This is a genomic window from Nocardia sp. NPDC003963 (genome assembly GCF_053605105.1).
In genome coordinates this window covers 43,989-63,494 of the sequence record NZ_JBSGIP010000027.1, presented here as the reverse complement: position 1 = coordinate 63,494, position 19,506 = coordinate 43,989, and the positions used below count along the sequence as shown (strand labels likewise).

The 19,506-nt window shown below is 63.7% G+C and carries 9 protein-coding genes and 1 pseudogene; 6 read left to right on the top strand and 4 right to left on the bottom strand.

Annotated elements, in window-relative coordinates; translation table 11 throughout:
- Positions 1 to 97: 97 nt before the first annotated feature.
- The 4 genes from ACWEWT_RS28185 to ACWEWT_RS28170 all read left to right on the top strand — a co-directional run bounded on the left by ACWEWT_RS28185 (position 98) and on the right by ACWEWT_RS28170 (position 2,855).
- Complete coding sequence (locus tag ACWEWT_RS28185; protein ID WP_452563406.1) at positions 98 to 235, top strand: hypothetical protein; 138 nt, start codon at positions 98 to 100, stop codon at positions 233 to 235.
- A gap of 94 nt (positions 236 to 329) precedes the next feature.
- A protein-coding gene (locus ACWEWT_RS28180; protein WP_452563405.1) for an IS5 family transposase occupies positions 330 to 1,138 on the top strand; the annotation gives its coding sequence in 2 pieces (ribosomal slippage) (positions 330 to 677 and positions 680 to 1,138; 807 coding nt in all).
- A gap of 78 nt (positions 1,139 to 1,216) precedes the next feature.
- A complete protein-coding gene (locus tag ACWEWT_RS28175; protein WP_357418848.1) occupies positions 1,217 to 1,549 on the top strand; it encodes a hypothetical protein in 333 nt (110 codons plus the stop codon).
- 379 nt (positions 1,550 to 1,928) lie between these two features.
- Complete coding sequence (locus tag ACWEWT_RS28170) at positions 1,929 to 2,855, top strand: effector-associated constant component EACC1 (protein ID WP_452563404.1); 927 nt, start codon at positions 1,929 to 1,931, stop codon at positions 2,853 to 2,855.
- A 591-nt stretch (positions 2,856 to 3,446) separates the two neighbouring features.
- Here the strand turns inward: ACWEWT_RS28170 and ACWEWT_RS28165 are convergent.
- Positions 3,447 to 4,658 (bottom strand): helix-turn-helix domain-containing protein, encoded by a 1,212-nt coding sequence (locus ACWEWT_RS28165; RefSeq protein ID WP_452563403.1) that lies wholly within the window; start codon positions 4,656 to 4,658, stop codon positions 3,447 to 3,449.
- On the bottom strand, positions 4,655 to 4,948 hold the full coding sequence (locus ACWEWT_RS28160; protein ID WP_452563402.1) for a hypothetical protein: 294 nt from the start codon (positions 4,946 to 4,948) through the stop codon (positions 4,655 to 4,657). The genes ACWEWT_RS28165 and ACWEWT_RS28160 overlap by 4 nt, the downstream gene beginning before the upstream one ends.
- 1,176 nt (positions 4,949 to 6,124) lie before the next feature.
- On the opposite strand from ACWEWT_RS28160, the gene ACWEWT_RS28155 reads away from it, so the two are divergent.
- On the top strand, positions 6,125 to 6,676 hold the full coding sequence (locus ACWEWT_RS28155; protein ID WP_452563401.1) for an AAA family ATPase: 552 nt from the start codon (positions 6,125 to 6,127) through the stop codon (positions 6,674 to 6,676).
- 723 nt (positions 6,677 to 7,399) lie between these two features.
- Positions 7,400 to 7,732 carry a maleylpyruvate isomerase N-terminal domain-containing protein gene (locus ACWEWT_RS28150; protein ID WP_452563399.1) on the top strand — a complete coding sequence of 111 codons (333 nt, stop codon included), beginning with the start codon at positions 7,400 to 7,402 and terminating at the stop codon, positions 7,730 to 7,732.
- Here ACWEWT_RS28150 and ACWEWT_RS28145 read toward each other — a convergent pair.
- Positions 7,654 to 8,304 (bottom strand): annotated as a pseudogene (locus tag ACWEWT_RS28145) (transposase); the annotation flags it as partial. The gene ACWEWT_RS28150 and the pseudogene ACWEWT_RS28145 overlap by 79 nt on opposite strands.
- Positions 8,305 to 8,623: 319 nt before the next feature.
- Positions 8,624 to 19,483: a Fic family protein gene (locus tag ACWEWT_RS28140; protein ID WP_452563398.1), complete on the bottom strand. Its 10,860-nt coding sequence runs from the start codon at positions 19,481 to 19,483 to the stop codon at positions 8,624 to 8,626.
- Positions 19,484 to 19,506: the final 23 nt, after the last annotated feature.

Here is a 19,506-nt window from a genome sequence, read left to right as displayed (position 1 = left end):
ACGCGAATGCGGCCCGCGCCGCCGGGGAGCCGGAGCTCACCGGGTCGCCCAAACAGGTCGAGTGGGCGTTCACCATCCGGGCGGACAAGATTCGCGAATGCAGACCTCCGACATGAAGGGGATCGACACCGACTGGTATCTGGAGATCATGCTGCGCGAGACCTCCGCTCGTGCCTGGATCGACAGCCTCCGCCAGCCCTGGCAGGCACGGCTCATCGGCAGCCCTCACCCATGAGGAATTGGAAGCGCTGAAAGCGAAAGCTGTGCAGGACGCAGCATTAGAGGGCGTCTTACGTGGATGTAATTCGTTGTCCGGCATGATGTGACCCGTGGTCGATAGACTTGCTCAACGGTTGGTTCCGGATGCGTTGTGGGACATAGTGAAACCGCTGCTTCCCGAGTTCATTCCCAGACCGCAGGGCGGCGGGACCGCGCCGGTCGATGAACGTGCAGTGTTCACCGCGGTGGTGTTCGTGTTGACCAGCGGTTGCGCGTGGCGGCATCTGCCGCCGTCGTTCGAAGTGAGCGTGCCGACCGCGCATCGCCGGTTCATGGTGTGGGCCGATGCGGGGGTATTCGACACACTGCATCGGGAGATCCTCGACCGGCTCGGCGCCGCCGGCGAGATCGACTGGAGCGCGGCGATCCTGGACGCTGCGAGCGTGCGAGCGAAAAGGGGGGCTCACTGACCGGACGCAGCACGGTCGACCGCGGCAAGAAGGGTTCGAAAATCCACGTCATCTCCGATGCGAACGGGATACCGCTGGTCACCGGCGTGTCTGCCGGGAACACCCACGACTCGGTGATGCTGGCGGCGATGGTCGAGTCGATCCCGCGGGTCCGCTCGAGGCGAGGCCCGCGCCGTGGCAGACCCGCCAAGCTGCGGGCGGACAAGGGTTACGACTTCGAAGTCCACCGCCGGTGGCTGCGGGCGCGCGGGATCGTGCCTCGGATCGCTCGTCGTGGGGTCGAGGATCCCACGAGGTTGGGTCGTCATCGGTGGAAGATCGAGCGGACGATCGCGTGGTTGACCGGATATCGGCGTTTGACGATCCGCTACGAACGCCACGGCCGTCTCTTCGCAGCATTTCTCCAACTCGCCGCAGCTCTCACCTGCTACAAGAAACTACCCACGTAAGACGCCCTCTTAGCGGAGTGAGCCACGACCTATAGCCAATCTGTACTTCTTTTCGTTGATTCGGCCTATCGTTCCCCTATGTGGCTGGACGCCCTGTGGGGCTGTGTCGGGGCGGCAGTCAACTGTGGGCTGGTGTTCCTGGAAGCGAGCAGGAGAGCGAAGGGGTGGCCCTGGCCTGAGCCTCAAGGCCCCGGGGGCGGCGTGTACGCGGTATCGGTCCTCATCCATCTCGGTATCGGCGCTGCTACCGCTACCGCGGTCCTCGGCAGCGGACTGATCGCTCCGAACATTCTGGTCGCGTTCGGGATCGGCACGGCCACGCCTGTGGTGGTGAAGAAAGTCAGCAAGTACGTAGAGTCGTTGATACCTGGCGAGAGCGACACACAGGTTGGTGAGATTGATGCACCGTAACCGCGGCCGTCGACTGCTCTCTGCACTGGCCGGCTCCTCCCCGGCATTCACGCCCGGCCCAACCCTTGCTGTGGCCCGCCCCGGTTATGGTCGGCGGCTGCTTTCCGCGCTGGCTGGCTCCTCCCCGGCATTCACTGCGGCGGCACCGGACGAGTACCGCAGCCGGCGGGCCGGTTATGTATCCGCGCATCTCCGCCTGAACACGGCCAAAGCCCGAGCGCACAGCCTCAGCTCGTCGCTGGATTCTGTGCGTGGCGAAGGACCCTCGAATCAGTCCGAAACCGAGGCAGTCCGCGGGCATACCCTCGGTTCCTCGGTCGTCGCTCCGCACCCCCTCGGCTCCGGGCACCTCCACGGTGACATGCCCTCCCCGGAGGGAGTGGACATCGACGCCATGCTGAAGACGCTCGTAGTAGTGCGTGACGTTCTCGCCGATCATGCTGGCCAGGAACAAGATGTCGACCTCGCTGGGGTCAGCTATGTGATCGACACCTTGAGCGGTCCCGAACCTGACTTCAGGGCCGCAGCTGTCCACTGGGACTGGGCCTGGCAGAACATGCCTCAGCCTCTGCGGCTCGCCACCATCGAGTTGGGAAGACTCTTGAACTTGGTGGCCGAGTGGTGGACCCCAGGGTGGATGCCCAGAGATCGACGGGTCGATTTGGTCGTGCTGGCCGCCGGCATCGTCGTAGGCGATGACCCACGGCGGCCGTGGACACCTGAGATGAAGGTCGCCTCTCTGCCGTTGTTCCGGATCCTGACTCACAGATATCCTGGGGTGGACCTCAAGGTCGCCAGCTTGTCTCCCGGTTCGTATGGGCAGAAGCTCGTAGCGCAACTGACGGACGCTGGTGCCGCCGAGGACCATGAACTGACAGAAGCCGCACTGAAGGTTCTGGCCGCGGCACGCAACGCGCAACGACACTGGGATCTCAAGCGGGATCTCGACCGACAACTGCTGATCCGAACCGAAGGCGGGCCTGACACCGCGACGCAACTGTTGGCCTGGCTGCGTCGTGACCAGGTTTTACGAGGTCGAGCATACCTCCAGGACAATCCGGCGCGTGAGGGCGAAACGCACGCGGTATCCGAGTGGGTCGCTCTTACGTTCGGCGCTGGCGCCGCTGGGCGAGTTATTCCAGAGCTGGCGCAATCGCTCACGACCTGGCTGACCCATCAGCGCCCTACCGTCGCCATCACTCTCATCCTCGGAGGAAACTCGTTCACTCTCACCAGTGGGCGCGTGAACGCCGCCGACGTGCGCCGTCACATCCAGAAACTGGCGGATCAGATCGACGCACCATAGTGACGGGGACCGTACCGACTCGGACGAGATAGGCCCGCGCGGACACTCCGGCGCCTACAACTACCAGCTCATCGACCTAACCACCTGAACACAACCATGGAATCGCCGAACAACGCACGCGCCGAGCACCCCACCGGTCCGGCCCCGCAACCGAGCGGGCTGGACCGGGCGTCACCGAAGACCCCTGTCCTCCAGCATCACCGAGACGGGTATCGGCTGTAGAGCCGCTATGGGCACTATGGCTCGACGAGCCGAAGGTGCCGGCGCCCGCTCCCGCGCCCGCACCGGTTCGGTGTCCTTCGACAGGAGGTTCGCCGGGGCACATCGGATGACTGCCTGGGAAATCGATCACGCGATCTGGAAGGCCACCCGCACTCGCACCTCTCGCCGTGACCGACAGTTCGACCCCGTCGGCCGAAGCGCGTCCAGGCTCGCGGAGCGCGGCCTCACCCCGGCCAGTCCTACCCGGAAGACGGAGTCAAGCAATATGAGGTGCCCGCTGATGACTCCATTCCCCCAGCTTATGGGCGGTTTACCTTCTATCCTGGTGGCAATTGTTGGCCTACGGCCTTCTGTAGGCCATGGGCGTGGCTAGCGGGTTTCGTGTAGGCGAGCGTTCAGATCCTCTGTAGCGCGGCTAATGCGTGGAAGCCCGGGAGGGTCGTATAGATCCCGCTTTCGTCCGTGCAGGCTGTCGTAGACGCGCATCCAAGGTTCGATCAGGTCGGCCTTGCAGTCGGGTACGCAGCGGTATCCCTGCTGGGTGCGGCAGTAGCAGCCGCGTAGGAAGCCGACCACGACGTTACGTTCCACCAATATGTTGGACTGCTCAGCGTCACGGAAGCGAGCAAAGACGGCAGAGCGACAAGGCAGGTAGGTGCCACGGTGCTGCTTTGCCGTGGCCAGGACTTTTTCCATGCTTCGTCCGGACGCTCTAGCCAGCTCGCGCATCTTGTCGACGAACTCGAATGCTGCGGTGACACCGTTGAGATCGATCGCCGGCGGCGGGCTGTACTCGTCGATCTGCCGGATGAACTTGGCTCTCGGTCGATGGTGCAGGCGCTGAAAAATTTTGTGCCAGTGGTGGACCTCATCCGCCGACAGGCCGCAGCCGGCAAGGAAAATCAGCACCACTTCCCAGCGCAGTTCGACGCGGCCGGGCTTGAACAGATCGTGCAATGTCGTGTGGGCGGGTAGCTTGCCGACGGAGTAGCCGTCCATAGCGATCGAGGCGGCCGCTGCGCGGGCAGCGATATCGCGGTAGGACGGATAATCAACCGAGGCACGCAGTTGCCGCAGCGCGTCGACGTAGCGACCCACTGTTTGGATATTATCGGCGACGGGCAGGTACAGCTGCTGGCGGTATCCGCGAGGCCTCTGCGGGCTCAGTGCAGAACCCAGCGTTACTACAGAGTGCGGATGCCCCTTCTGGAGAGTTTCGAGAAACTGGAGCTGCTCGGGGCGCAGGCCCTCGCGGGAAGTGCGGTTAGTCTCGGTGACTGGCAGCAAAACGCTGTGGATGACGAAGGCGGATTCCCACAAGGCCAACCACTCGTCCATCTCGGCCGCGGTTGCATCGAGTCCTTCCCCGATCTTCTGCACCGAGTTCCGCGACACTGGCCAGATCGAGTTTTCGACCCGGTGGACGATTGTGTGGCTGTACATGATTTGCCGGGCCAAGCGCCGTTGGCTGATGCCCCGTATCTCACGCAACGTGCGGACTCTGGTGGCGAGGGTTTGTAGTGGGTCGACCGCCGAGACGCCGGGGTCGGCGGTCGAGGGGACAGCTGTTGTGTCACTCATCTGGCGGGCCGGTCTCCTGCGTCGTAGGAGACCGGCGTTGACGTGGCTGCCTTCGCCGGCGTGGAAGCCAGCTGCGCGGCCGCCGCGCCGAGGGCGACGACGACGCCGGATGATGTAACTAGGTCCGCGCCTTGAGCATGCAGGGCGATGGCAACACCGGCCATCAGCGCGAACGACCACACGCGCGCGGCCGCCTCAGTGCCACAGTCGCGGTGGTAGAAGCGGCTGGTTGTGTCTGAAGGGCTGGGATCGGTACGGAATATCTCGGGAATACGCAGAGAGATGTGCACAGGAACCTTTCGGGGCGACACGTCCGGGCAGGGGTAGTGATCTGCCGAATCCACTCTCGCAGACGGCAATCCGCGAGTTCCGACAGATCACTTGGCTTTCGTCGCCTACTACACAACCCGAATTCGCGGCTGAGTGGTACAGGTCAGCGGCAAATCTTGAGTTCCTTAAAAACTCGCTTTGGACTCCGTCGATAGTGGCAACACGGTGTGTCGGTGTTGCCATCAGCGTCTCCGCGTCCGATACGTTGCAGGCCCGCTGTCTCGGCCTTTACCAGTAGTTTCACTGTCGCACGGGCGTCGGTCACCCCTGGGTGTACAAGATCCTCAAGGCCATTCTTGTCCGGGATTGTCCGGTCTTCCTCGACGAGCCCGAGTCCGGACAGAGATAGTTGAAGTGTCGCCGAATGGCGCTCCCGCACGAGTTCGTGCGGCCGGGAACCGTCCACATGTCCGGGCGATCTCGATCTCGGCCGGTCTTCCCGCGGCAACGGGAAGGCCGGCGTTCCCAATCGACGGGCTCGCTCCCGATCACGTGCTCGATATGAAGGACGTAATCGATGCCCTCCCAGAGCACTCTGGAACCAGCGGTTTGGTCATCACTGAGGGTCGATCACTGCAGCCTGGGGGTCGGGGAACCTCGGTGCGAAATGTTCCGGTAGCACCCGATCGGCCTTCCGAGAGGTCAGAACCAGCGTCGAACCCGGGGCACTACGGCGCATAGTTTCGTGGGTCGACGCGGCACTAGGGCGGTTGCGCCAGCTCGGAGGCTGCGTTGCCGCACATAGTGCTCTCGACCTTGAGCTTGACCTCGCCGCGCGCCAGTAGACCACAACCAGGTAGTGGTCAGCGCGCGGCCTCACTTCCCGTCAACCGGAGCGCTGTGGGCACCATTGGCGGATTCGGGTACCCGTCCCTCTATTGACTGCTCATGGGGTTGGCGGCCAGGCCCTGGAATAGATGCGCATATCGAAATAGGTGCAATATAGTACATAGCGGTAGCAGGCCCACAGCGACCGCACCCGCGCGGAGCTATGGTCGACCGCATGATGCGGGATCCGACCGATCCATCCCCAGGTTCAGACCATCCGCCTGCGACCGGAACCACCAATATTGCGGCCGCTTGCCAGGACACGAGAGCTCCCACTCCCCCGTCTCCGCGGGTCGGCGCGCTCATCCGTGCTGCGTGGCAATTCCGGATCCGGCAAATCAACCGTCGCCCGAGCCCTGCAACTCCACTACGACCACGCCCAGACCGCACTCATCGCCCAAGACAAACTCCGCCGCACCATCCTCCGCGAACCCGATACAGCCCACGCGTTCAACATCGACCTGCTCGAGCTCATGGCCACCACATGTTTGACCGCCGGACGGCTGGTCATCGCGGAAGGAATCCTCGACGCCGACCGCTACGGCGCGGCGTTGCAGCGGATCGCCGGCCACGCACGGCGAGCGCTGTTCTACGCCTGGGACCTGACATTCTTCGAAACCGTGCACCGACACGCCCAGCGACCACAGGCCGCCGAATTCGGCATCGAAGAAATGCGGTCCCGGTACCACGGCTGGCAGCCACTCCACTTCAGCACCGAAACACGTATCGATGCCACCTGGGACCTCGATACCACCATCAACCGCATCCTTGGCGACTTGACAGCCCATCCAGGTCCGCTCGTCGATGCGCCCTCTCCTCAGCGGGCCTACGGGGTGGCGGTGAGAACATGCTGGGCGTAGCAGGCACCGGGCCATAAGGAGGCCGATGCCAACGCCAGCTCGCAGTACAGAAAGCCAGGTGTCTTGGCGAGAATGCGTCCGCGCTCAAAGACATCGGAGCCATTGCGCCGGGCCCGGTCAGCGTGACCATCCCAGGGCGTCCCGGCGGCGCCGGTGCAAGGCGTTCTCAGCTCTCATTCTGAACTGATCGATTGGCCGAAGGCCTACATCGAACCCGCTTCCTCCGAGCAGTATCTTCAATGGGTTTCCGGCCCCATGCCTGGCGACACAGCTTCGCCCCCGACGCCGAAGCGCGGTCCCCCACTCGCGCCGGGCGGCGCCGACTCCGGCGATGGTCGCGGCGGTGTAGGTGCTGGTGCCAAGACACGGTTGCTGGCGCAGAAATGCCACAGAAATGGTGTCCGGGTTGAGCGCTAACACCTACACGCTGTCTTGACCTGCGGATATGTCGAAACCGATTCATAGAATCTGCATATAATCGCAGGTCAGAAGGTTGAGGAAGTGTCCGGAGGGGGATCAGAACACTGAGTTTGCAGCAGGTGTGCACACTTTCGGTGCGCATGCCGTCAACATACACCAGCCAGGCGCTAATCCCCCGTTGGGCAGTTCGCAGGCGTAGCCCACAACGGTGGTCCGGTTGTATGGCCCCGCGGGGAGACGTCCTGTCTGCCAGGCCGCGAAAACGGCGGCTCGGTGGTGGCGAGAACGGTCGGCTACCCAACCATGATCCCACTCAATACCCGTCCGCTGTTCCGGCGTGAAAGGCAGTTGCTGCTCGTGCTGCTACGGTCGTTGGACACGGCCGACGGGAAGAGGCCGACGGTATGTCCTGGCTGGAGTGCGGCCGATGTGTCCGCGCATATCCTCAACGACTACCTGCGGCGGATCTCGGGCAACCGGGACGCGCACGGTGGGGCCGTGTTCGCCGACGGCGAGAGCCTGCCGGCCTACTTGGCGCGCGTGAACGGGGAGTTCGTTCGTGCGATGCGGCAGTACAGCCCCCAGGTGCTCACCGGGCTGCTCGCCCACCTGAGTCCTGAGCTGTATCGAATTTGAGCGCCGATGGCGGATCTCGCCGGACCGGCACGGCTGAACGCGTCGTGGGCGGGGCCCGATACCAGTCCGGAATGGCTCGACATCGCCCGTAAGTACACCGAGTCGTCGGTGTACGCCGCAGAAACGCCCGTAACCATCGGTATCCCGTGCGCGTCGGAGACGACGTGGATCTTCGACCCTTTCTTACCGCGGTCGACCGGACTGCGGCCGGTCAGCGATCCCCCTTTTCGCCCGCACGGTCGCCGCGTCCAGGATCGCCGCGCTCCAGTCCAGCTCGCCGGCGGCTCCGCACCGGTCGAGGATCTCCCAGTGCAGCGCATCGAATACCCCGGCTCGGGCCCACACCATGAACCATCTGTGTGCTGTCGGAACACTCACTCCGAACGACGGAGGCAGATGCCGCCACGCGCTACCGCTGGTCAACACGAACACCACTGCAGTGAACACCGACCGCGCTGGTCCACCGGCGCGGTGCCACCGCCCTGCGGTCTGGGTGCGGACTCCGGCAACAGGGGTTTCGTGGTGTCCCACAACGCATCCGGGACCAGTCTCTGAGCAAACCTGTCGACCACGGGTCAGATCATGCCGGACAACGAATTACACCCACGCAAGAAGCCAGCGCTTGCGTATGCGGTACCCCCGGCTTTCGACCACCCCGGGCGCCACCACCGCCGCTGGCGTCCACCTGCGCCAACCTGTCGATCCACGTCTGCCCACGAGCCGGCTCGAGACCGTGATCCCAGGACTTCCCCCTACCACCATCGAGGGGGTCGTCGAAACCCGGGACTTCCACGGAGTGGCTCCATCGCGGGGACCGGGGACCCGAGCGACGGCCGACGAGGGCCTAGTTATCGGCGGAACCATTCGGATCCTGGGCAGGACTCGAGAGTTCTATCGACTCTCCTGTTCGATCAGGTGATCCGCCGGCGGGAAGACCTCGGAGTAGAGCCGCTCCGCTTCGGCGGCCGGCCGGCCGTGCAATTCGAAGAAACGAATGAGGGCATCGAGGTCGAGGATTCCGCGGCCGACGTCGTTCACGAACCGGTCGGCGTCCAGGAGCGCCATCCAGATGTCCATGTTCGGGCCGTGCACTTCCGACGGCAGATAATCCCGCGACTCCCGATGATTGACAACCGCCCACTCGTAGGACACCGGATACGGCGCCATCAGCCCGAGATCGATAACGCACTCCACTTCGCCGGTCTCTCGATCTTCGCCGGTCTGTGCATCGATCAGGACGTTTCTGCGTTTGATGTCGCGGTGGATCAGCTGCGACTTCTCCGGGACAGCTGAAGTCTCCGCCATCCGCACCACCGGGGCGAAGAGGTCGTCGGGTGTACCCAGCGCGTCGAAAACGGCGGCCAGTTCCGGGTTCTCACGCAGCTTGCGGTAGTGCTCCATCGACCTGGCGACAAGGAAACGCACCAGGCCGGGAACATCTCCGTCCTCCGGGAAATCCGGATACCGCTCCAACACCTTGTTGCGGAGCAGATCCACCGGCACCTTTTGCAGCTGCTTCACCAGCTTTGCTGTACCGCGAAGAATTTGGGGACGGAAGCGGAGCCATTCCTCCTTGGTGGGCACCGCACCCTGCTCACATACCAGGATCTGCACCCGCGCGGTGAGCGAAGCGCCTTCCGGCAGCACGATACCCGCGCTCGCCAATTGTTCCGGCTCGAGAACGGCCAGGAGGCGCGGGACCCCGCGCACTCCGTGCGCGGCGACCTGTTCCAGGATCCAGTCCTCGTCGAAGTACTCCGGGTCCACCATCGGGACATCCATCCGGACCCGGACCATGACCCGACCCAGCACATAGATCTCAGTGTTGAAACCGCGCAGTCTCGTTCCGTACCGAATGGCCTCCTGCACCATGGCGAAGGCATGGGGCGTGGGCATATGGAAGCCGCCCTGGCCCGGTGTGACCAAATAGTCCCAGGGCTGATGCACCCCGAACGGAGTACGTGCTGGCGAAGGCGGTAGCGGAAGCGGCCGGGCGGCCTCGGCAGCAAGCGGACCGAGGTCGGTGAGGACGAGATCGGGGCGTTGAGCAGCGAGACGCTCGACATCCTCCGGTCGGTGCGCAACACCTATTGTCCGCAGGCCGAGCCTTTTGGCTTCCCACACATCGTGTATGTCACCGATGAACAGGCCGTCGGCCGGATCGGGATCAGCGAGGACACGCAGTGCTGCCGATATCGAATCGGAGACCGCCCTGATGTCTCCCCCGTCCTTGCTGCTCACATACAGGACCCCGGGACCGCCTCCCGGGTGCCCCTCACCCTGCCGCATCATGAACCGGGCTACCGCGATCTCATCCGCTCGACCGACCACTACCACGGGAATACCGTCGCGCCGTAGGGATTTCATCAGCCCCGACGCCCACGGTCGCGCACCGGCTCCATCAGCCGCCGTCATCTCCCATATAGCCAGCCAGTACCGCATCCTCGCTTCCACTTCGGCCCCGATCGATGCAGCGAAGCGGACGATCGCCCAGGGGTCGGCGGAGGCGGCGATCTCCGGAGGCAGGGGGGCACCGCCGGTGAGCTCGATGAGGGTCTCGCGTAGACCATTGGCGATCTCGGCGGCCGAAATACCGGAATCCGGGTTACGGACCGCGCCGTCGAGCGACAGCAGCACGAAGTCCGACCGTCGCAGGAGCGTCCGCAATAGTGCCGGGTTGTCCACCGCATCAGGTCGGCCCGAGATCTTCGGGTCGGTATCCCGTGGTGGGAGACCCACCCGGGCGAGCAGCAATCCTGCGGTATCGAAATCGCTGCCCGGCATAGACGGAACAGGGGAATCGGCGGCGGCGAGCCGGATGAGAGTATCCTCCGGCACCTCCCCGCCCCTGGCCCGCACCAACCGGGTGTCGACCGGTCGCGCCCCGGCGAACCGATTGCGCAACAATTCGACCAGTCCGACCATTGTTCGTCGTTGGTCCGGCCACGGCACGGCCACCGCGGAAGCGGTGTTCTCCGACAGGTACAAGGCCCTGGCCACCGGCTGTAGTTCCCGGGGAAGTTCGGCAATACAGCCCGGCACCGCCGAACTGTCAGCGTGTTGCGCCCACCGCACCCATGCCTGCGCTACTGCGGCTACGCCCTCCCGATACTCGGCTGTCACCTGGTGTGCGAGGCTCTCCGCCCACCCGGCGACGGCAGCCTCGGCCGGGGCATCCGCATCGATGACCCGCTCCAATACGCGATCGAGCAGCCAGGACGACACTGCCATATCGCCCGATGCTTCGTCCATCAGATCCCTGAACAGACTGTGGACTGCGCCTCGCAACTTTCCCAGCGCTTCGACATCGCCGGACAGCACCGCCGGTAAGAGAGCGATGACCTCGGGATCGCCCACGTGTTGCGGAGCCGGCGAACCGGAATCCCCGCCGGGCAACTCGGCGACACCCGCCGTGTCGTCAGTGACGGACCGGGTGCCGGACCGGTCTCCACCAGCCACGGCTGCGACCGCGGTCGCGATTTCCCTGCGTAGTCTCGCCATATCGTCGAGGGAGGTCGCGAGGTCGTAGTTCAGCTCTCGTCGGAGTGCGGAAACGGACTCCGAGTAGCGCTGAATTTCCGTCTCCCACCGGCTGGTATCCCGCAACCCGGATATCGACATCTGCTGTGCGATCCGCCGGGCCAGCTCACGATCGGTTGCCGCGAGAGCTACCTCCAGCGCATTTCCTATGGCTACCCGACCGGATGATTCCTTGATTCCTTCGAAGGATTCCTCCACGATCCGAGATCCCCGGATATTCATCAGCTCGATGTCGGTCCAGATTTCGGGATCGGCGGATAGCCAGGAGTACATCGTCCGCCGCCGAACGTGGTCGAACAATTCGTTCAGTTCCTCGGTCAATCGACCGGCGGTCGAATTGTTTCCGATCTGTATTTCGATTCCCGATACGCCGTAGGAGAGTTCAGCGTGTGCATTTTCGATGGCAATGCGATCGGCCGCGTCATAGTTTGCTGCTACCGCGGCGCGGTAGATCAGCGCTTCGCGATAGGCGGACATCGAGGTGAATATCTTTTTCTTATCCAGGCCGGTGCCGTCATCGTATAGGCGGGCAAGATTCCGAACGTCGGCGCGGGTGAGTTTTTCCTGGGCGATCAGATCCGATATCGCACGAGCCTGTCGCGCCATCGAGTATTTGTAGCCGGACGGTCCGCGCTCGTCCTCGCGACGATTGCTCAGTACTTCGTCGAACTCATAGCGCAACTGTTCGAGGGCACTTCCCGCGGACACGGTGTGTTCCGTTGCGGAGTAATTGTGGCGCGAGAGGATCCCCGACAGCTCGACCAGGTCCTGCACCAGATCGTCGATCTCGGGGTCCCGATCCCGACGAAGGCCGGTTTCCGCTTCAGTCGTTCGATCGGAAGGAACGGCCCCCTCGGCGATCGGTGCATCCGGATGACCCACGGATGTGCGGGTCGACACTCCGGATCCCGAATCCGACGAGGGCGTATCGTCGGCGCTGTCGCCGAGAACAGCATCGGCGGTCGTACGGAGGCGATCCATGATCTCGTCCGGTGAGGCGGCCCAATAGGTGTCCCCCATCAATTGACGGAGATCCGCGAGCGCCGACATGTACTCGTCGACCAACCGGCGTAGGTCGCTCCGCGGGGCGACTCCCGCCCTCGACATTTCGGTGATCGCCGCGAGGAAGGACTCGGTAGTCGCCGTTTCGCAGCGACGAATAACATCCCACATACTCATCGGAATCCGGAATCGCGCCAGATCGGCGATCAGATCTCCGGTGGTGCGCTGAGCCGAAACCAGTTCTTTGAGAAGAGGATCCATGATCTTGACACGATCAAATGCGACGCGGGGGCCAATAGTAGACCGTACCTGTCCGCTCGACCAATCGATGTAGATCTCGCTCTCCGCGAAGGAGGCCCATTGTGTTACGGTCGCACGCGCGATATCGGCGACTTCCGCCGTGATTCGATCATTCAGAACCTCGGCTGTCGGCACGTCCGAATCCAGATCCGCGCGCAGCCTGTCGCTGTGTGCGCGCAGAACTCGGGCCGAGATCTCGTGTAGTCCGGCCAGCGCCGGCTCGGAGTTCCGCTCCTTGAACATCACGTGGGAAATGCCATAGCGTTCCAGATAGGCGTCCCCCGCGCGGCGAAGCCGATCGACAAAGTGGGCTTCCGATTCCTGCCGACCGAACCGGGAAGTTCTCCCGCGCTCGGATTCGCGCGGTAGCAGGTCCGCGAGTTGTTGCAGCTGGCCTTCGGTCAAGCTCTCGGACTGCAAAAGCCGCAGTATGTCGCCTGCACGTACGGCACTCTCGCCCCTGCCGGATTCTCGGTACGCCAGAATCCGCTCGTTGAGGAATGCCTCGACCACGTCCCGGGCGGCCCACGCCGGATTGAGTTCGAGATTCTTCTCCTCGTCCAGCAGGGGCGACAGTGTCGCACGCAGGTCCCGCAGCCCCCGAATATATTCGGCGGCTCTGTGTTCGGCTGCGTGCGGATCACTCCCTGCCTGTGGCACCGGATCGGTTCGGTTGCCGAATTCCATCGCTTCCTCGCCGGGTTCGGTACCGTGGCGGTCGGCGCCGGTGGCGGCTCCGGGGGCCGGATCCGCAATTCGCTCGACACTCCGGCTGCCGCCGGGACCACTGTCGATCGCGGCTCCCGATTCCGGTCGGTCGGGACTACCGGAGGTCGGCGTTCCCGACCGGGGTGCTCGATCCTCGGCTGACCGATCCGGCGCTGGCCTACCCGACCCGCGGCCACCGAAAGCGCTCCCGCCGCCGTCCGGATCGGCACCGCGGGCTATCGCGCCATCGAGCACCCATGGTGGGGTGCGGTGAGCAAACCCACGGAATGGGTCTTCCACACGCGGGCCATTCGAGGCCCTCACAACCTGAATGCCCTCCGTCTCCGAAATCGCGGAGAAACCGTCACCGCTCACACCCAGATCAATCTGTTCAGGGTTTGTGTTGCCGCCAGTCTCCGGCTCGCCGCTCGGCGGAGGCTCCAATGCTTGGCGGTCGTTCACGTCCCGAGCGAAATCGGCTGTACCGTCGCCAAACGGGCCAGGCTGAAAAAGATGCGGAGGGGGTGAAGGCTTTGAGGCTCTGATCTCATAACGACTGATGTCGAACACGCACTGCACAAACCCGGCGTTCGAAAGGTTTTCAGCTATCGTCCCCTGTAATTCTTCAGAATCCAGACGACCAGCAGTGAACCAGACTTTCACACGTAACATTCCGCCAGGTTTCAAAATGCGAAATATTTCAACCGGGCCTACAATCGGAACTTCTTTGAACGGGTCGAGACTTGAGTACCAGCACAAGACTTCATCGGAAAATTCGTCCGGAAACATCTTGAGGTTGCGCAGATCCGTTTGAACGTCAGGAAGCGCGAAAGCGTTGGTATCGACCAGTATAGTTCGAGGCGGCGGCGGTGTTGCGGCCGACCTACTCCCGTGACCTCTTTTGAAAATGATAGTGACTTTTCCTGGCGCGCCCTGAACGTCAGCTAGCAGCTTTCCCAGGTCGCGTCGAGACTCTGGAACCGCAGGAGGTATCGGGAGCTCGGCCGCAATTACTTCTGCCAGCATTTCAGGCCGTTCCGACTGCAGATGTCCGAAGCGCCTGGCGAGTTTTCCGGACAAGCTCCCAGTTTCATTTGTCGCTGCCACTCGCCACCACCCTCTGTCGTCACCCTCCAATAATATCTGAAATTTCTGCCCCTCGACTTCGACCGGCAAAATTACGTGTTCTGCAGGCTGACCGAACAGCGCTCGCGGGGCTTCCGCGTAAGACAATAGGTGGAGTCGCGAGATCAAAATCGGCGGCAATGTATCGCTACGGAGGGGAGATTTCGGGTGTCCTTGTCTCTCATCGTGTGAATAATCAACCCAGTCCATCGGTGACTTCATAATTCTCGCGTGCACCTGCCGGAAATACAAATCGCTATGGTTCTCACCTGGCGTGAAGGGGGCGATCGGACCGCCCAGCAGATGATATTCTGCATACTGCTTCCCAAGATCGAACAATAATACCGGGTCAACTTCGTTGCCGAACTCCTCAAGTCGAGATTTCCACTGTTCGTAGCGTCGGATTCCCCGTGCAACCCCTTCTTCCCAGTCCGGCAATCTGGACAGGTAGTCGTCGCCAAATTCTTCGATGGCACTCGCGGAATGGCCACTACTCTCCAGTGACCAATTCATCAGAATCCTGGAAAGACGACCGTTGTAATCACTAAAAGGATGAATCGAAATAAATTGGCATTGCAACGTCGCCGCGAGCGCAATGGCATTACACTCGGGAGCGCTGACTGCCTCGTTGTACCAGCTGCACAACGATTCCAGTTCATTGCGAACCCCATCCGTCGTTACATAATCAGTGTAGTCTATTCCGCCGTACGGATTCGAGAATGTCGGTTCCCGATAACTCAGCCGCGGATTTTCTGCGACTGCAGCGAGTTGCGACTCCGTCAAAGGCTGCAACAGGCCACCTGATTTATTCGGAGCGAGATTCCCTGCTAGCGTGGGACTTGTTTTTTGCGACAAACGCCTATGTGACTCGATTATGAAATCCACAGTCAACGGTCGGTGGCCGTAACGCCTAGCAGCTACCCTGGCGAGCAGGTACGCGATCCATTCGTCAACCCCAAATATAAGTTCCGGCCGCGGCTGGCCTGATACAGCCGCGACGCTGAGAAAATGATCGTCGATGAACAACCCGGCTTCAAGGAGCCGTCCGTTCCCCGTCCCAACCCCCAACTCTGTCAGTAACTCTGTGATCCGGGCCTCCTGTTCGGACGTGGCGATCTCATCGATGCCCTGAGACTTCGACTCATCTACTGAACCCGCGCCACCATCGTGCGGCGGTCGTTCCTCGGGCCGCAGCGGAGACGGCGAATAATTCAGCTGATCGAAGTCGGGTGTTCCATACTTACGCAGGTACGGGTTGCTCAACCGATCGGTATCGAAGGGATCGATCGGTTCGCCGACACCATCCGCTGAAGGAGTGGTCGCAGGAACTGGGTCCGCCGGGAGCGGATCGGGCCCAGCCGGATCCGCCATTCGCTCGACACTCCGACTACCACCGGGACCCCTGTCGATCGCGGCCCCCGATTCCGGTCGGTCGGAACTACCGGAGGTCGGCGCCCCCGACCGAGGTGCTCGATCCTCGGCTGACCGATCCGACTCCGACTCCCCCGACCCACGGCCACCGATAGCACCACTCTCGCCGCCCGCTGGATCGGCACCACGGGTTATCGCGCCATCGAGCATCCATTGCAGGGTGCGGCGACCGAACCCACGGAACGGGTTATCCACACCTGTACCGAACCGGTCGGCCACACGCCTACCGAACTCCCCCGCCCAATCCGGACCGAACACCGGATCCGAGCCCGGCACCCCGAAAGCACCTGAGTTCGGAGCCAGACCCTGGTCGAAACCCCCAGTGCTCGCCCCCGGGACGTAGACCGGGCCGCCATCGGTACCTCGCCACACCGACTGCAAATCCGGGCGCTGGGCCCACGCTTGGAAGGTACCCGGCGCATCCACGGACTCGGGTTCCAGCGCTGCGGGAGCCGGATGCTGTCCCGGCGGCAACCCCACCTCTGCGCCGCTGCGCACGTCGTCACGCCAGCGCTCTGCCTCCACCAGCCATCGGTCCGCATCCGTTGTGGCATCGGTCGTGCCCGAGCCGGCATTACCGGGTGTCGACCGAGTCCGCGGTAGCTCGTACGGCGCCACGCCATCACTGTGTCCGCGGTTGCCGCCGTTCCTGTTCGCCCTGCGCTCAGCTGTGGTTGTGGTGGTTCGGCCGAGGACCGGCGGCGCGTGGCTGAGGTGTGGTTCGAGTCCGCTGTGTTCGGTGCGGTTCCACTCTTCCTGTAATAATCGCAGGGGTGTCAGGTTGACCCGACGCTCCTGTTCGCTGGCCAAGAGCCCCAGTTCGCTGGCCAAGACCTCCTCGTAGGCAGCGTTGACCCGGTTCGTGAAGTCTTCGCGCCGCGTGAATTCTTCGTGTTCTTTCTCGTATCCGGTGGGATCGAACTCCTGCTGGCGAGAGGTTTTCGACCGCCGATCGGTGTACTCCTTCCACCGCTCCGGGTCCATTCCATCCGGTCGGCGATCGGTGTGAGCATTGTTGACCAGCTCATTCCTCAGTTTCCGGGCTTGTTTATCTGTGCCGTACTCCGGTTCCGGGCCTGTCGGGACCCCGAAAAAAATGTCGGGGGTGGGTTCGGCGCCGCTGCGCGCCCATTCTTTCTTCAGGTCGAAATCGCTGAGCTTCGGGCGGTGCAGAGCGACCGGCTCCATCGAGTCGACCGGCGGGTCCTCGGGCGCGCCGGGACCGGACAGGTCAGCTCCGGGATCGTCGGGAGAGCCGGGTGCTTGCGTATCCGGCGGTGTGGCATACCGTTTCGTAGCGCCGGAATCGGTCGGTCGGCCCCCAGGAAGGGCGGGGAGGTGTAGTGGTGCCGTCACGGTGGACTCCGGTGCCGGCCCGAACTCAGCGGGCTGTCTGGGCTCCGATCGGTCCGAGTCGGGGTCACCGAGCAGTGGTGGGTGCAGTGGGGTGACCGGGGTGTTCGACGACTCGTCCGGGGGTGTGGCCGGGGTGTGGGGTATCGCCGGCATTGCGTCCGGTGGGATATCGGGTTGCGGTGGACCCGGGTCGTGCGGGTCGGTCACGTAGCCGGGGGCCGGTATTTCGTAGTCTGGTGGCCGGTCCTGCGGTGACGGGAACGTCGCGGGGGGCGGCGGATCTGCGTGGGCGCGTTGCGGATCCGGGATATAGGACGGCGATGGTGGTGCCCACTCCAGTGGGTCGTCCTCGTTCGGGCTGCTGCGGCCGGGGTTGTAGATATAGGGCTGGCGGGTGGGTTCGGACTGGTGTCGCTGCTGATCCACGGTGGCCGGCAGAGTATTCGGGCTGTCGACGTCGGGCTCGTTCGGGCTGTCAGGTGAATTCGGCGGAGCGGGACGGCTGTTCGGCTCGTCCTCGTTGTTGTTGTGGCCGGGCAGGATGGGACCCCCACTGTCCACGGAGTTGCCGCCGGCGACCGGTACGGATGCGGAACCGGCGCCGTCCGCGGACGTGGTCGGAGGGGACTCGTGGGACGGGTCGGGGACGACGCCCCGCAGTTGTTCGGTGTGGTGGATGTAGCCGCGGTCGGGCGCCGGCGTGGGGGGCGGTTCCGTCATTCGCTGCGTCTGCGGCGCGGGGATATCTGCCTGCTGTTCGACGGCGCGGGCGCGCGGTTCGGGAGTCGGCTTGGCACCGGGTTCGGCACCGGCCCCGCTCGTCCTCGCGCGGGTAGCGGTGTCGGTCAGGGTAGCCACGGCCATTCGCGTGCCACCACCCGCAGTCGCCGGACCGCCCCCCGCACCGCCGAATGTGGTACCGCCACCGCCCGGACCGCCGCCAGGTGATGCGCCGCCACCTCCCGGTGGTGTCACCGGACCGGGCCCGCCACTGGGTAGCGCCGGCCCATCGCCACCGCCGTTACCACCGAGCAGTGCACGCAATCGGGCGAGCTCCATCTCATTCCACGAGGCGGCGTGTTGCTCAGCAGATCTCAGCTCGAGCCGCCCCGGATCCAGGGGTCGATCTCCGAAACCACCGTCGCGAGAGGGGATATCGAGCTCCCGCGCCGTGCCGTTGCGCGCCGTGCCCGTCTCGTAGCCACCATCGCCCGGCGCCGGCCGCGACGAATGCCCATCCACCACCGCCGGGTGCGACGAATCCCCTTCCGCCACCGACAGCACACGCTGCCGCGCACCACTCAAGCCCCCCAACGCCACACCGGCCGCGAGCATTTGGGGATGGAAAGTTGTATTGACTTCCCCTGCGTCGAAACCGCCGACTACGTACTGAAAGGCCAGATCCGCCAAATACGCACCGCCCGCACCCGCAGCACCTGCACCGACCCCCGCCGCGACCGGACGCACGAAATCGGCCACCCTACTGCGCCGCCCGCCGGCCACCATGAATTCCCGGCCCAGACCGCGGGACAGGATCATCCCCACCGGCGCCGCCACCACACCGCCGCCGGCCCATCCTGCCGCCATACGCGCCGTTTGAGCCCAGTTCATCGAGTCGCGATGCCCGGTCAGCTGATAAGCCTGGATACCGGCATCCAACGCAGCCCCCGCCATACCGGCTCGTAGACCAGTTCTGCCCGCCTGCACCAGCAGCGGTTTGACACCGATCTCCTTCACCGCCGTGACGAGCGCAGGCTTCAACGCCTGAACAGCGGTCCGCAAACCAGCCCTCGTCGTAACCCCCCGAACGAGGGTCGCGATCGCCGTTCGCCCTGCCCCGATCACCAGCGGAACGAACGGTGCCGTCCACATCGACCGCAACAAGGCGAACACCATATACGCGGTGATTCCCGCGAACACACCCATCAAGATCTTGGTGTATTCCACATCGATACCATTCAGGCCAGTGAAATCGGCCAGCCCGTCCATACCCGCCGAGATATCGGCCAGCGCCGGCCGGTCACCCTCGCCATCGATGAAGGCGCGGAACTCCCGCTCCATCTCGTCCCGCCCCTCACCGGCCTCGTAAACCCCCACCACCGAATCCCTGAGGGCTTCAACCAGAGGAATCAGTTCCCGGAATTCCTCCGCAGCCCACCGCCAAACCTCATCCTCGAGGGCGAACAACGCCTGGTGATCAGTGTCCGGATACTCGAAGCCGAAATTCAATGCCTCCAACAGCCACGCCGGAATGAAATCGACCAGCCCCGCGATATCGACACCCGCCATCGAATTACCGCCCCGCCCACGTC